This window comes from Listeria immobilis (assembly GCF_014322765.1).
Classification (GTDB): domain Bacteria; phylum Bacillota; class Bacilli; order Lactobacillales; family Listeriaceae; genus Listeria; species Listeria immobilis.
The window spans coordinates 26,823-41,079 of record NZ_JAASTZ010000009.1 but is presented as its reverse complement, the minus strand read 5'-3'; the positions used below and the strand labels follow the sequence as shown (position 1 = coordinate 41,079).

The following is a 14,257-nucleotide window of genomic DNA, read 5'->3' as shown; positions in this document are numbered from 1 at the left end:
CTAAATTTTAGGTAGGCGTGTATTTTTGTCAATAAGTATATATTATCAATAGAAAATCCCCTGGAAAATATAATTATATTTTCCAGGGGATTTTTTAACTATTATTTTTCTTTCTTTTGTTCTTCAACGATTTGTTCAAACTCTTTTTCTTCTTGTTCCATTATTTTAATTTCTGGGTGTTTATTCATATATAATTTTTTCGTTAATAATGTTTGTCCTGCTAAGAAAATACCACCGACCGCCCAGTATAGAGCAAGTGCAGATGGAGCGGAGAATGAAACAAATAAAATCATGATAGGTGACATTAAGCCAATTATTTTCATTTGTTTCTTTTGTTCAGGTGAGTACCCAATCATTGAAACGAAATATTGAGCCAAATATACCAACCCAGCAATAATTGCTAAAATCATATCTGGTGAACCTAGATTAAACCATAAGAACGTATGGCTGGCAATTTCTGAGGAGCCACGAATTGCATAATAGAAAGCCATCAATATAGGCATTTGTATTAGTAAAGGTAAACAGCCCATTTGCATTGGGTTAATATTATATTTAGAATAAACGGCCATCATTTCTTTTTGAATGGTTGCTTGTTCTTCTTTTGATGTTGCTCGTTTAAGTCGTGCTTGAATTTCGTCAATTTCTGGTTTAGCTACGGCCATTTTTGATTGCATGCCCATTTGTGCTTTTGCTGTACGCAAGTTAAGAGGCATAATAAGCGCACGGATTAATAAAGTAGTTATAATAATCGCAACACCATAATTATCACCAACAAAGGATGCGACAAACATAATAAAGCTTGTAAATGGTTGGATTAAATAGGTGCTAAAGAAACCATCCGTATTTTGAGAAGGGTCCAAACTACAACCTGTAAGTAGTAGTAATGCACCAAATAGTACACTAATTAGAATAATATTTTTCTTTTTCAATGTTTCATTTTCCTCCTAAATGATAAAATAATAAGTTTATACGTTGGAAAATGAAAAACTGTCTTCATCATCGGTAATAGCGCTACATTTCATTGTGACTGCCAACCAATTGATAATAAAATTGGGAGAAGCTCGGTAAAAATGAGCTTTTAATGAAAGCTTACTTCGCTTTAAATAAATAGCGTCAGCGGGTAGCACCATTTTCGGTTTTAATAATGTAATAGCCGACCAATAACTAAAAATCGTCAACATTAATAAAAACGTTACCGTAAGTGAAATGAATTCTGGTTCCAGTAAAATCTGCAAAATGGAAATCATGCCACGCATTCGCTCCTTTCAAGGTTTAAGTACTCATTAACTATAATGCAAAAAGAGCTATAGTACAACCACTATTTTTTAAAATTAATAAATAATATCAAACGTTTTTCGTTCTTCTACTGGAGCGCCTTTATAAATATAAACATGCTCAATTCGACAACCAGGAGAAGGTCCTTTTTTAATAGCATCAATAAATTTATCTAAATTTTCTTCTTCTGCAATGGCATGAATTTCAACAGATCCATCATCTAAGTTTTTAACAGTGCCACTAATGTCATATTTATATGCAACATGTTTTGTCGTGTAACGAAAACCAACTCCTTGAACAAATCCAGTCACTCTTAAAATCGCTGTATTCCGAGCCATTATGCAACCAATCCCTTCTATTTTTCCTTATACCTAGTGTATCTTTTTTTCGAGCTACTTTCAAAAATTTGCATTTCAGTATTTCAAGCAGGCTTATGCTATAATAATAGTATTCTAATTAGTGTTGGGAGTTTTTATGATGGCAAAGTGGAATGTCTATCTAACCAAAGGGGAATATGAACCTTGGTGGTTTTTCGAGGAATGGGAAATGTCTATTCAAGCAGATTATTCTTTTTCAGAAAAAGAGGAAGCACTGGCTAAATATCAAGAACTAGCAAAAGTGTTATTGCGTAATTATCCTAATCATCAAACAAAAAAAGATTGTCTACTTGCTGCTTGGAATGAAGAAGAAGTGGAATATTGTGAAGACTGCGAAGATGACATTCAAACCTTCCATGGTCTAATTTTATTTTTAGACGGGGAAGTATATCAACCAACTCTCGAAGAAAAAGAAACTATTTTCAAAACCGTACTGACATTTACTTGAGATGTATTATCTCGTTGAAAAATATAGGAGAAATTAGTGATTTGTGGAGGACTAGAAATGCAAAAGAACGAGGACTTATTAAGAGAAAGGCGCAAAGATGAGCATGTTGCCCTTGGAGTAAAACAAAACGAACAACTTGGCAAATTTAGTTTAGATGATATTCAGCTGCTAGGAACCTCTATCCCGCGCTACAATGTGCGTGATATTGATTTAACAACAACGATTTGCGGGATGGATGTGGCGTTTCCCTTTTACATTAATGCAATGACTGGAGGGAGTCGCCACACTAAGAAAATCAATGCGGATCTTGCAGAAATTGCAAAAGAAGTAGGGATTCCGATGGCAGTGGGTTCACAATCTGCCGCATTAAAAAATAGCACGCTTATTGATACATATCAAGTTGTTCGGGATAACAATCCAAATGGAGTAATTCTAGCAAATATAAGCCCAGAAGTAAAAATAGAAGATGGATTACGCGCGGTAGAGATGTTAACTGCTGATGCTCTCCAAATTCATATTAATCCAGCCCAAGAGTTAGTTATGCAAGAAGGGGACCGTTCTTTTAGTCACTGGTTAACAAGAATAGAAGAATATGTTAAGTTGTCGCCAGTACCTATAATTGTTAAAGAAGTTGGTTTTGGGTTAACGCGTGAGACAGTTACATCTTTAGCAAATATTGGTGTTCAAACGGTCGATTTAGCTGGGAAGGGCGGGACAAACTTCGCCCGAATTGAAAATGATCGTCGACGTGACCAAGCATATGATTTTTTGCTTGATTGGGGTATTACTACTGGTCAAGCATTATTAGATATGCAACATGCGGATGCGCCAGATATAGCCTTTCTTTCATCTGGGGGCATTAGGACACCAATGGATATCGTGAAATCTTTAGCACTTGGAGCAGGCAGCGTTGGGATGGCAGGACAAGTTATTTATTCATTGAAAAAAAATGGTGTCGAACAAACTATTGCTAAATTGGAGTTATGGAAAGAACAATTACGAGGATTATTTGTTCTGGCAGATGCCCAAAATATTACTGAACTTAAAAAAACTTCATTGGTCGTGACAGGAGAACTTGCTACATGGGGGAATTTACGAGGAATTGATTTAAAACAATTAGCTAATAGAAAATAAAAACCAGCATGCTGTATTGCCCTCTTAAAGTTAGACCAAACAATCTAACTTTAAGGGCAAATATCTTAGCAAGCTGGTTTTTATTTTTGTTATTGAACTGTTTCGTTTAAAGCTTCTAGTCTTTCAGTAAAACTTTCTTTGGATAAGTTTTTAGTATATAAATTTGCTGGATGAACACGGCATTCATTGGAACAGCTGTGTAAATATTTTTCTTCATTTTCGACAGAGGCAAGAATTTGTTTATTGCAATACGGATTAGCACAATTAATGTAGCGTTCACAAGGGGTACCATCAAAGTAATCTTTACCAACAATTGTCGGATTTACTTGGTTGATTGGAACGGCGATTCGCTCATCAAAAACATACATTTGCCCGTCCCAAAGTTCTCCTTGTGTTTCTTCGTTTTTTCCATAAGTAGCAATACCACCATGAAGTTGGCTTACATCATCAAAGCCCGCTGTTTTTAGCCAACCAGAAAATTTCTCACAACGAATACCACCAGTGCAATAAGTCACAATTTTTTTATCTGCCAATTGATCACGATTTTCTTCAATCCAACTAGGTAATTCACGGAAATTTTGGATATCTGGTCGAACAGCTCCACGAAAATGACCAAGATCAAATTCATAATCATTTCTTGCATCTAAAATAACAGTGTCTTCCGCTAGTAGAGCTTCGCGAAATTCAGCTGGTTCTAAATAAGTTCCGGTTATTTCAAGCGGATTTACATCATTTTCTAAACTTAAACTAACAATTTCTGCTCTTGGTCGAACATGCATTTTTTTAAAGGCATGAGCGTCTGTCTCGTCAATTTTAAATACCATATCACGAAAACGTTCATCCTTTGCCATATAAGCCATATAGTTATTTGTTGCTTCCACAGTGCCAGAAACGGTGCCGTTAATCCCCTCAGTAGCCACCAATATCCGACCTTTTAATTCCATTTCTTTGCAAGTAGCTAAATGCTCTTTTGCAAAAGATTCTGGATCATCAATCGTTGTGTATTTGTAATATAACAACACTTGATAGTCACTCATAATTTTATCACCCTTCAAAATGTATTTCATGTGCGAGATTTTCTCCACAAGTTTGCGCATTAATACTATACTATAGCAAGATGGAGCATGGCAAGTAGACAAACTGAAAAAATACTTCTTATTATTAACTATGTGTACAAGGACAAAACAGCTATGGTATACTTATTAAATATGAAGCAAAAATTTTGTTAATGGAAGCAAGTATTGTTTTCATTGCCTAAAAATAAAGAATAAAGTAAGGATTGGGCGTGAGCTATGTGCAAATAAATGAATCATTTTTGGAGGAACTAGCCTTAAAAAAAGTAAAACAAGAACGACGAAGAAGATTGAAATGGTTTGTTTATAAGTTTTTGATGATAACTTTTGGGGCAATTTTAATGGGTGTTGGCCTAGAACTTTTTCTTGTAAACAATCAGATATTAGATGGCGGTGTAGTTGGGATTTCCATTATTATTTCACAACTAACGCCTTTACCACTAGGTGTTTTAACATTTGTACTTAATATTCCATTTTTTATTATCGGTTACCGAAAAATCGGAAAAGTATTTGCGCTGTTTACTTTGTATGGTATTGCAGTCATGTCAATTGTAACGCTCTTGTTACATGATATGGAGCCTGTGACAGACGATTTGCTACTTGCTACAGTATTTGGTGGAATGACGCTCGGGCTTGGTGTTGGACTCGTAATCCGCAATGGTGGAGCACTTGATGGAACAGAAATTATTTCCATCATTATTAATGGTAGAACCCCATTTTCGACTGGGCAAATTATTATGTTTATCAATATTGTTATTTTTATTATCGCAGGACTTGTTTTTAACTGGGACCGAGCGATGTACTCACTAATTACATACTTTTTAGCATATAAAGTTATTGATATTGTTATTCAAGGTGTAGATGAATCGAAAAGTGCTTTTATTATTAGCCGTTATTATGAAGAAATTGGTGCAGAAATTATGGATCAGCTTGGAAAAGGTGTGACTTATTTGGATGCAACAGGAGGATATTCTGGCGATGTAAGGAAAGTAGTTTTCGTTATTGTCTCAAGATTTGAAGAAGTGAAGGTGAAAGCAATTCTAGATGAGATTGATCCAGAAGCTTTCTTAGCAGTTGGTGGTAGCATGTCAGAAGTTCGTGGTGGTAAGCTTATGAACACGAAAACACCCCATTTATAACAAAAAGAAACCATATTTCTCTTCAAAGGAGATTTGTGGTTTTTTAAGGAAACATTTGTTTGGATAATAGGGCTTTAGTATGAACTATGAAATGGTTTGATATGCTATAATAAAACAAGCGAAAAAAGGAATAGGTGGGACTTAAATGGCGACACAAAAGAAAAAAACGACTGGACGTAAAAAAACATCTAGCCGTTCGAAAAAGAAAAAATCAGCATCATTACGCTCAGAAATAGTTGGTGTTATTTTAGTAGCGTTTGGAATAGTAGGGATTTTACAATTAGGTTTTATTGGTAGAGTATTTTTTGCTCTTTCTGAGATGTGGGTAGGCTTGTTAAGCTATGTCCTTTTAGCAGGATTTGTTATTCTTGGGGGCTATTTAGTAATAAAAAGACAACGACCACGTTTTTTTAGCAAGCGCCTAGTTGGAATTTATTTAATTATTTTAGGATTTTTAACATATATACATATGTATTTTATTGTGCACACCCTGGGAGCAGATAGTTCCGTCCTATTAGGAACATGGAAACTCCTTCTTGAGAATTTATTTAATCCTAATCAAGTAGGATTTGTTGGAGCCGGCATGTTAGGTGCAGCAATTACTTCAGTTACTTATTTTTTAGTAGATCGTTTAGGAACGAATATTATCGCAGTATTATTAATCGTTTATGGTTTCTCACTAGTTTCCGGAATATCGATACGCCAATTTTTTGCTAAAATAGCTGATTTTGTTCGCTATTTATTTTCAAAAGGAAAGGCAGCTACAGAAAAAGGTAAAGAAGTAAAAGCGAAACGTGATCAAAAGAAAGCAGAAAAAGCAGCAGAGGACGAAATAGAAGCGGAAGTAGTTGAAATAGAACCGGAAAAAGAAGAAAAACTACCACCAATTATTTCTAATTTCAGTTCTAAAGTAGAGCTAGTAAAAGATCCGCCAGAAGAAAGAGAAGAAACAGATACGAAAGATCCGGATTTAGTCCTTTTTGAACAAGAATCTTTTGAAAACGAAATTTACCAATTACCACCTGTAGATATTTTGGCACCTGCGAAAGTAACAGACCAAAGTAAAGAGTATGACCAAATAAAAGTAAACGCCAAAAAACTGGAAGATACCTTCAGCAGTTTTGGTGTAAAAGCAAAGATTACGCAAGTCCATTTAGGGCCAGCTGTTACTAAATATGAGGTACAGCCTTCTGTTGGTGTTAAAGTAAGCAAAATAGTTTCATTAAGTGATGATATTGCCCTTGCTTTAGCTGCAAAAGATATTCGAATTGAAGCACCAATACCAGGAAAATCTGCTATCGGAATAGAAGTAGCGAATCAAAATGTCGCAATGGTTTCGTTACGTGAGGTTCTTGAAAATAATCCAAAAAACAATCCAGAAGAAAAACTGCAAATTGCTCTTGGTCGAGATATTTCCGGAGAAGCAATGATGGCGAGTTTAGATAAAATGCCTCATTTACTGGTCGCAGGAGCAACTGGAAGCGGGAAGTCTGTCTGCATTAATGGAATTATCACAAGCATTTTACTTCGCGCTAAACCTCATGAAGTAAAAATGATGATGATAGATCCAAAAATGGTGGAATTAAATGTTTACAATGGTATTCCGCATCTTCTTGCACCTGTAGTAACAAATCCTAAAAAAGCCGCACAAGCCCTTCAAAAAGTTGTTGCAGAAATGGAACGCCGTTATGATTTATTCTCTCATACTGGGACTCGTAATATGCAAGGCTATAATGACCATGTGAAAAAACACAATGAATTAAACGAAGAAAAACAAGCAGAACTGCCATTTATTGTTGTTATTGTGGATGAATTGGCTGATTTAATGATGGTTGCCTCTAACGATGTAGAAGATGCGATTACAAGACTTGCACAAATGGCACGTGCTGCAGGAATTCATTTAATTATCGCAACTCAAAGACCATCCGTAGATGTAATAACTGGTGTCATCAAAGCCAATATTCCTTCAAGAATTGCATTTGCAGTATCAAGTTCGATTGACTCTAGAACAATTCTTGATATGGGCGGTGCAGAAAAATTACTTGGTCGTGGTGATATGTTGCTGCTTCCTGTTGGGTCAAGCAAACCAACTCGAATTCAAGGAGCCTTTTTATCTGATGCAGAAGTAGAAGATGTTGTTAATTATGTTATTTCGCAACAAAAAGCGCAGTATAACGAAGAAATGATTCCTGATGATATTCCTGAAGTAGAAGGAGAAGTGACGGATGAACTTTATCATGAAGCCGTAGAACTTGTTGTTGAAATGCAAACTGCTTCCGTCTCAATGTTACAAAGAAAATTCCGTATCGGCTATAATCGCGCTGCTCGATTAATTGATGAAATGGAGCAAAGAGGGGTAGTTGGTCCTCATGAAGGAAGTAAACCAAGACGAGTTAATGTAGAATCAAACCCAGAAAACGAATAAAAAAGAGGTTGCGCAGTAAAGAGCAGACCCCAAAAAATCTGATTTTTTTTGGGGGACTCCAATGCGCAACCTCTTTTTAAGAAAGCAACTCTCTTTTTTGTTGTTCAATTTCTTGTTTGGTATTTGTGTGTTTATCTTGAGTACGGTTTAAAAGTTCATCAAAAAAAGCCGGTAAATTGTTTTGACTAAGCTCGACACTTTCAGCAGTGATACCGTCTTTTGTTGCTACTTTATTAATGAGCCCACTAAAAGTAACATCTTCTTCTATTAATAGTTTGGATGTTCCAGCAAGTGCAAAATTAATCATTTGAAATACTTCCACATCAGATAAGCTGGATTTTCGTAATGCGGCTTCCATAAACTGTTCAAAAATAGCTGCAATAATCCCTGGCGAAGCACTTGTTAAATTACTGGCGATTTCAATATTTTCCTCGCGAATCGTCATAACATGCCCAAATAAGTCAAAAGTATCTTCTAGCCATTTACGATTTTCATTTGATACCATATTTGAATGAGCGATAAGTGTCGTTCCAATATCAACACGCATAGTAAGCGAAGGAATTAATTTGCTAATTTGTAAATCTGATGAAATAGCAAGAATATCATCAGTACTGACTCCAGCAGCAATCGAAATTATATGACGTTCTGATGTTAGAACTGCCGCACAATTATTTATAAGTGGTAAAACTTCCATTGTTTGTTTGCAAATAAAACTATGTGCTGCTTTTGTAAAAACTTCTGCTTCATTTGCTGCTAATTCGGCTGTCGGATATTTATCATAAAACAACTGGAAATGTTCGTTTTCGGAACTAGAATAAATAATAATATCTTTTGGTGAGATAATCTTTGCTTCCACCATTTTTGTGGCAATTAAAGCTGCCATTCCTCCAAATTCGATAAAGCCAAATTTTGTCATTTTTTATCCCGCCTTTCTAGCATTATTTTATTATTATGAATGGAATAAAAAAGGAATGCAACTAAATTTGATTGATTACTTTTTCACATTAAAGTGTTTATTTGTAAGGGTTTGCCAAAGTTTAATGATTTTGACAGGATGAAATTTTCTGAATTCATTTGCATTAAAAATATATGCACTTGGTTATTTATTTATTTTATTTTCCATGGTATATTAAGAAGAGTTGGAGAAGACGTTAAATGTTTTTGTGCGTTATCCAAAAAGGGATCTTACATAATTTAATACGCACCTGAATTGTTTGTTTTGACTGAGAGCTCTAACTAACATTTTATCTCTCGGGAGGGGTTTTAAGTTGAAAAAGCGTACATTTGCTTTAGCACTATCAATGATTATTGCTTCTAGTGTTTTTCTAGGTGCTTGTGGTTCAAGCAGCGACGATAAAAAAAGTAGCGGTGATAAAAGCAGTAAAGATTTTACAGTAGCAATGGTTACAGATACTGGTGGTGTAGATGACCGTTCATTTAACCAATCAGCATGGGAAGGCTTACAAAAATTTGGTAAAGCGAACGACATGGAAAAAGGTACAGATGGTTACAACTATCTGCAATCAGCATCTGAAGCAGACTATAAAACAAACTTAAACACTGCTGTTCGTAGCGACTATGATTTGATTTATGGAATTGGTTACAAACTAAAAGACGCAATTGAAGAAGTTTCTAAACAAAAACCTGATAATCAATTCGCTATTGTGGATGACACAATTGATGATCGTGATAATGTAGTAAGTATTGGCTTTAAAGATAATGATGGTTCTTACCTAGTTGGTGTTGTAGCCGGCTTAACAACAAAAACAAATAAAGTTGGATTTGTTGGTGGGGTAAAAGGAGCAGTTATCGACCGTTTTGAAGCTGGTTTCACTGCCGGTGTTAAAGCAGTTAAACCGGATGCAGAAATTGATGTTCAATATGCAAATGATTTTGCAAAAGCTGACAAGGGGCAACAAATTGCTTCTTCCATGTACTCAAATGGCGTTGATGTAATTTTCCACGCTGCTGGTGGTACTGGTAATGGTGTGTTTGCAGAAGCGAAAAACTTAAAGAAAAAAGATCCTAGCCGTGCCGTTTGGGTAATCGGTGTTGACCGTGACCAATGGGATGAAGGAAAAGTGACAGCGAATGACGGTAAAGATTACAATGTAACTCTTACATCTGAAATCAAACGTGTTGATGTTGCTGTAGAAGACCTTGCAACTCGTACAAAAGCTGGAGATTTCCCTGGTGGAACTAAAATTGAATATGGTCTTGATAAGAATGCTGTAGGGCTTTCTGATCATCAAGATAATATTTCTAAAGATGTTTTAGCTAAAGTAGAAGAATACAAACAAAAAATCATTGATGGGGATATTAAAGTTCCTGAAAAACCTTGATTTATAGGTTTAAAAAATGAGTAGTACGAACATAGTAAAACCTTTTATGAAAGTCGGTAGTTAGTATGCCGGCTTTCATAAAAAAATAACTTGTAAGCGTTTTAATATAATAGGTAAACCCTTTTACTAAAGAAAATAATCGGTATATTGGAATTTATGATTGCAATGCATGCCATTTAGAAATAAAATAAGGAGATGGCTTTTTTAATCACTTGAAAATGTATCAATTGCTTTAGTTACATAGAAGAAACTACTACTACCGTTTGACAACCTACAAAGCAACTAAGTGATAAGCTATTAATAACAAACGGATAAAAAACTCGGAACCTTCTTCGGGAGGAAGTACGGGGAGAGGCGGCGTCCTTCGAGAGAATCGCGCGAGTGGCTGTTTTTCCAGTTTGAACCAGACGACAAGGGGAGTGAAGAAGTGGACTTTGTTATTGAAATGTTAGGAATCAGGAAGGAATTCTCTGGATTTGTAGCAAATGATAACATTACCTTACAATTAAAGCAGGGCGAAATCCATGCTTTGTTAGGTGAGAATGGCGCAGGAAAATCTACGCTAATGAATGTCTTGTTTGGTCTATATGAACCAGATGGTGGCGAAATTCGTGTTCGTGGCACAAAAGAAAACATTAATAGCCCGAATAAAGCGAATGAACTCGGTATTGGTATGGTCCATCAGCATTTCATGTTAGTGGATAAATTTACAGTTGCTGAGAACATTATTCTTGGAAAAGAGCCAAGCAAGCTGGGTGTTATCGAAAAGAAAAAAGCGATTGAGGAAATAAAAGAAATTTCCGATCGTTACGGTTTACGTGTAGATCCAAATGCTGTTGTGAGAGATATTTCTATCGGTATGCAACAACGTGTAGAGATTTTAAAAACACTTTATCGTGGTGCGGATATTTTGATTTTTGATGAACCAACCGCAGTTTTAACACCTCAAGAAATTAAAGAATTAATCCAAATTATGCGTTCACTCATTAAAGAAGGCAAATCCATTATTTTAATTACACATAAATTAAAAGAAATTATGGATGTTTGTGATCGAGTAACAGTTATCCGCCGTGGTAAAGGTATGGGTACTGTTAATGTTCCAGAAACTACACCACAAGATTTGGCTAATTTAATGGTTGGTCGTGAAGTAGTCTTTACAACAGAAAAAATCGAAGCACATCCTGGTAAAGATGTTTTAGAAGTAAAAGATTTAGTTGTAAAAGAGAGTCGCGGTGTGGAAAGTGTTCGCGGGCTTAATTTAACCGTGCGCGCTGGAGAAATCGTCGGAATTGCAGGTGTGGATGGTAACGGTCAAAGTGAGCTGATTTCCGCAATTGCAGGCCTTTCTAAAGTAACAAGTGGCACTATCCTTTTAAACGGAGAACATATCGAAAATAAAAAACCGCGTAAAATCACTGAGGCGGGATTAGGGCATATCCCAGAAGATCGACATAAACATGGTCTAGTACTTGAAATGTCGCTTGGAGAAAATATCGCCCTACAAACTTATTACAAGAAACCAATTTCTAGCAAAGGATTCCTAAATCATAAAGCAATGTATGAATTTGCTCGTGAACTAATTAAAGAATATGATGTTCGTGCAAGTAGCGAATATGTTGCAGCAAAATCACTTTCTGGAGGGAATCAGCAAAAGGCAATTATTGCAAGAGAGATTCATCGTAATCCAGATTTCTTAATTGCGGCTCAACCAACACGAGGACTTGATGTTGGGGCAATTGAATTTATCCATCGACGTTTGATTGAACAACGTGATAATGGAAAAGCGGTATTACTTATGTCATTCGAGTTAGATGAAATTATGAATGTGAGTGATCGTATTGCAGTAATTTACGAAGGGAAAATTGTTGCTATTGTTGATCCAAAAGAAACAACCGAACAAGAACTGGGCTTAATGATGGCTGGTTCATCCAAACAAGAGGCGGAAACGGGGGAGAAAGAACATGTCTAAACGACTACAAGCATTAGTTATCCCAGTTACTGCCGTTATTCTCGGACTTATCTGTGGTGCGATTATCATGCTGATTTTTGGATATGATCCAATTGCTGGTTACTCAGCGCTCGTTGAAGGTGTTATCGGAGAACCATTCTATATTGGTGAAACTATTCGTCAAGCCACCCCATATATTTTAGTTGGTCTATCTGTTGCCGTGGCTTTTAAAGCAGGTCTTTTCAATATTGGGGCAGAAGGACAAATGTTAATGGGCTGGTTAGGTTCCGTTATAATTGCTTTAAATTTTGATGGTTTAACAAAATGGATTCATTTACCACTTGCGATTATCACTGGTATGGTTTTTGGTGCTGTTTGGGCATTTATTCCAGGGATTTTGAAAGCGACTTTACGTGTAAATGAAGTTATTGTAACTATTATGCTAAACTATACAGCGCTTTATATTTTCAATTATGTTGTACAAAATTTACTTACAGATGGCTTAGATAAAACGGAGGCAATTCATGAATCTGCTTCTCTACAGTCTGAATTATTACAGTCATTGACCGATTATTCGTCTCTTCATTGGGGGATTTTAATTGCTGTAGGTTTTGCACTAATTATTTGGTTAATGTTAAATAAAACAACATTCGGTTATGAAATCGAAGCTGTTGGATTTAACGAGAATGCTTCACAATATGCTGGTATGAGTGTAAAGAAAACCATCGTATTTTCTATGGTTATCGCCGGAGCGCTCGCTGGTCTTGGTGGCGTGATGGAAGGACTTGGAACTTATGGAACGGCCTATGTATTAACTTCTTCTCCTGGAATAGGTTTTGATGGGATTGCTGTTGCTTTACTAGGCGGAAGTTCTCCAATCGGAATCGTTTTCTCAGCACTCTTGTTTGGTGCCTTAAAAGTGGGAGCATTAAATATGCCAGCAGTAGCAGGAGTTCCAAATGAATTAGTTAATGTTATTATCGCTCTGATTATCTTCTTTGTGGCATCCAGCTACATTATTCGCTGGGCGATGGCAAAATTTAAGAAGGGGGCGAAAGCAGAATGACAGCCATTTTAGCGACAATTGTTTCTAGTACACTGCTTATGGCAGGCCCACTAATTTTCACTGCACTCGGAGGTGTCTATTCTGAACGAGGCGGTGTAGTCAATATTGGATTAGAAGGTATGATGGTAATGGGAGCATTCTCTGCTATCGTATTTAACCTTACTTTCCAAGATACTTTCGGTGCCTTAACTCCTTGGATTTCACTTATTGCGGCAATGATTGTTGGGGGAATCTTCTCTTTAGTACATGCGGTTGCAACAATTAATTTCCGTGCTGATCATGTAATAAGTGGTGTGGCCATTAACTTTTTAGCAACAGGATTATCACTATTTCTTGTCAAAGTAATTTATGATAAAGGGCAAACAGATCAAATTAAATACTATTTTGGAAAGCCAGATATTCCAGTTTTGAGTGATATTCCGGTTATTGGTGATATTTTCTTTAAAAATATTCCAGTTATGAGTTATGTAGCTATTTTATTTGCTATTGTTTCTTGGTTTATTATTTACAAAACACGTTTTGGGCTTCGTCTTCGCTCTGTAGGGGAACATCCTCTTGCAGCAGATACAATGGGGATTAAAGTTCGATGGATGAGATATCAAGGTGTAATCATTTCGGGTATTCTAGGCGGACTTGGCGGTGCAGTTTATGCCCAATCATTTACACTTGATTTTGGGCATGCAACGATTTCAGGTCAAGGTTATATGGCGCTCGCAGCAATGATCTTTGGTAAATGGAATCCACTTGGAGCGATGGGAGCGGCGATTTTCTTCGGTTTTGCCCAATGTTTGGCAATTACCGGTGGCTCATTGCCGTTCTTTAAAGATATTCCAGATGTTTACTTGCAAATTGCACCTTATGTATTAACTATTCTTGCGTTAGTTGGGTTTATCGGTAAATCCGAAGCACCAAAAGCTGATGGAGTAAATTACATCAAAGGAAAATAAAAAAGTTAACAGCCTAGTTTTTATTCTAGGCTGTTTTTTTATGCTAGAAAATTGTGTGTGGCAACAACTTAGGATACAATAGG

At 36.2% G+C, this 14,257-nt stretch carries 13 protein-coding genes; 8 read left to right on the top strand and 5 right to left on the bottom strand.

What is annotated here, in order from left to right:
- Positions 1-101: 101 nt before the first annotated feature.
- From HCJ50_RS08340 to HCJ50_RS08330, 3 genes are all read right to left on the bottom strand, one after another.
- Positions 102-929: a membrane protein insertase YidC gene (locus HCJ50_RS08340; protein ID WP_185348252.1), complete on the bottom strand. Its 828-nt coding sequence runs from the start codon at positions 927-929 to the stop codon at positions 102-104.
- A 36-nt stretch (positions 930-965) separates the two neighbouring features.
- Positions 966-1,247 (bottom strand): hypothetical protein, encoded by a 282-nt coding sequence (locus HCJ50_RS08335; RefSeq protein ID WP_185348254.1) that lies wholly within the window; start codon positions 1,245-1,247, stop codon positions 966-968.
- Positions 1,248-1,331: 84 nt separating this feature from the next.
- Entirely contained in the window at positions 1,332-1,613 is a 282-nt protein-coding gene (locus tag HCJ50_RS08330; RefSeq protein ID WP_185348256.1) for an acylphosphatase, read from the bottom strand.
- A 139-nt stretch (positions 1,614-1,752) separates the two neighbouring features.
- On the opposite strand from HCJ50_RS08330, the gene HCJ50_RS08325 reads away from it, so the two are divergent.
- Both HCJ50_RS08325 and fni read left to right on the top strand, forming a co-directional pair.
- Entirely contained in the window at positions 1,753-2,100 is a 348-nt protein-coding gene (locus HCJ50_RS08325; protein WP_185348258.1) for a DUF1033 family protein, read from the top strand.
- A 57-nt stretch (positions 2,101-2,157) separates the two neighbouring features.
- Positions 2,158-3,234, top strand: coding sequence for a type 2 isopentenyl-diphosphate Delta-isomerase (gene fni, locus HCJ50_RS08320; RefSeq protein ID WP_185348260.1), 1,077 nt, complete (start codon positions 2,158-2,160; stop codon positions 3,232-3,234).
- 89 nt (positions 3,235-3,323) lie between these two features.
- Here the strand turns inward: fni and trhO are convergent, their stop codons facing one another.
- Positions 3,324-4,271 (bottom strand): oxygen-dependent tRNA uridine(34) hydroxylase TrhO, encoded by a 948-nt coding sequence (trhO, locus tag HCJ50_RS08315; RefSeq protein WP_185348278.1) that lies wholly within the window; start codon positions 4,269-4,271, stop codon positions 3,324-3,326.
- 248 nt (positions 4,272-4,519) lie between these two features.
- On the opposite strand from trhO, the gene HCJ50_RS08310 reads away from it, so the two are divergent.
- A complete protein-coding gene (locus HCJ50_RS08310) occupies positions 4,520-5,446 on the top strand; it encodes a YitT family protein (RefSeq protein WP_185348262.1) in 927 nt (308 codons plus the stop codon).
- A gap of 145 nt (positions 5,447-5,591) precedes the next feature.
- Complete coding sequence (locus HCJ50_RS08305) at positions 5,592-7,871, top strand: DNA translocase FtsK (RefSeq protein WP_185348264.1); 2,280 nt, start codon at positions 5,592-5,594, stop codon at positions 7,869-7,871.
- A 76-nt stretch (positions 7,872-7,947) separates the two neighbouring features.
- On the opposite strand, the gene proG is transcribed toward HCJ50_RS08305, so the two are convergent.
- Complete coding sequence (gene proG / locus HCJ50_RS08300) at positions 7,948-8,787, bottom strand: pyrroline-5-carboxylate reductase ProG (protein ID WP_185348266.1); 840 nt, start codon at positions 8,785-8,787, stop codon at positions 7,948-7,950.
- A 352-nt stretch (positions 8,788-9,139) separates the two neighbouring features.
- Here proG and HCJ50_RS08295 point away from each other — a divergent pair, with 352 nt between their 5' ends.
- The 4 genes from HCJ50_RS08295 to HCJ50_RS08280 all read left to right on the top strand — a co-directional run bounded on the left by HCJ50_RS08295 (position 9,140) and on the right by HCJ50_RS08280 (position 14,174).
- Entirely contained in the window at positions 9,140-10,213 is a 1,074-nt protein-coding gene (locus HCJ50_RS08295) for a BMP family lipoprotein (RefSeq protein WP_185348268.1), read from the top strand.
- A 427-nt stretch (positions 10,214-10,640) separates the two neighbouring features.
- Positions 10,641-12,182 carry an ABC transporter ATP-binding protein gene (locus HCJ50_RS08290; RefSeq protein ID WP_185348270.1) on the top strand — a complete coding sequence of 514 codons (1,542 nt, stop codon included), beginning with the start codon at positions 10,641-10,643 and terminating at the stop codon, positions 12,180-12,182.
- Positions 12,175-13,227: an ABC transporter permease gene (locus HCJ50_RS08285; protein WP_185348272.1), complete on the top strand. Its 1,053-nt coding sequence runs from the start codon at positions 12,175-12,177 to the stop codon at positions 13,225-13,227. Before HCJ50_RS08290 ends, HCJ50_RS08285 begins: the two co-directional genes overlap by 8 nt.
- Positions 13,224-14,174, top strand: coding sequence for an ABC transporter permease (locus HCJ50_RS08280; RefSeq protein ID WP_185348274.1), 951 nt, complete (start codon positions 13,224-13,226; stop codon positions 14,172-14,174). The genes HCJ50_RS08285 and HCJ50_RS08280 overlap by 4 nt, the downstream gene beginning before the upstream one ends.
- Positions 14,175-14,257 lie beyond the last annotated feature (83 nt).

Coding starts and splice junctions, on each gene's coding strand:
- HCJ50_RS08335 (WP_185348254.1), bottom strand. CDS start 1,247: ATGATTTCCATTTTGCAGATTTTACTGGAACCAGAATTCATTTCACTT.
- HCJ50_RS08330 (WP_185348256.1), bottom strand. CDS start 1,613: ATGGCTCGGAATACAGCGATTTTAAGAGTGACTGGATTTGTTCAAGGA.
- HCJ50_RS08325 (WP_185348258.1), top strand. CDS start 1,753: ATGGCAAAGTGGAATGTCTATCTAACCAAAGGGGAATATGAACCTTGG.
- fni (WP_185348260.1), top strand. CDS start 2,158: ATGCAAAAGAACGAGGACTTATTAAGAGAAAGGCGCAAAGATGAGCAT.
- trhO (WP_185348278.1), bottom strand. CDS start 4,271: ATGAGTGACTATCAAGTGTTGTTATATTACAAATACACAACGATTGAT.
- HCJ50_RS08305 (WP_185348264.1), top strand. CDS start 5,592: ATGGCGACACAAAAGAAAAAAACGACTGGACGTAAAAAAACATCTAGC.
- proG (WP_185348266.1), bottom strand. CDS start 8,787: ATGACAAAATTTGGCTTTATCGAATTTGGAGGAATGGCAGCTTTAATT.
- HCJ50_RS08285 (WP_185348272.1), top strand. CDS start 12,175: ATGTCTAAACGACTACAAGCATTAGTTATCCCAGTTACTGCCGTTATT.
- HCJ50_RS08280 (WP_185348274.1), top strand. CDS start 13,224: ATGACAGCCATTTTAGCGACAATTGTTTCTAGTACACTGCTTATGGCA.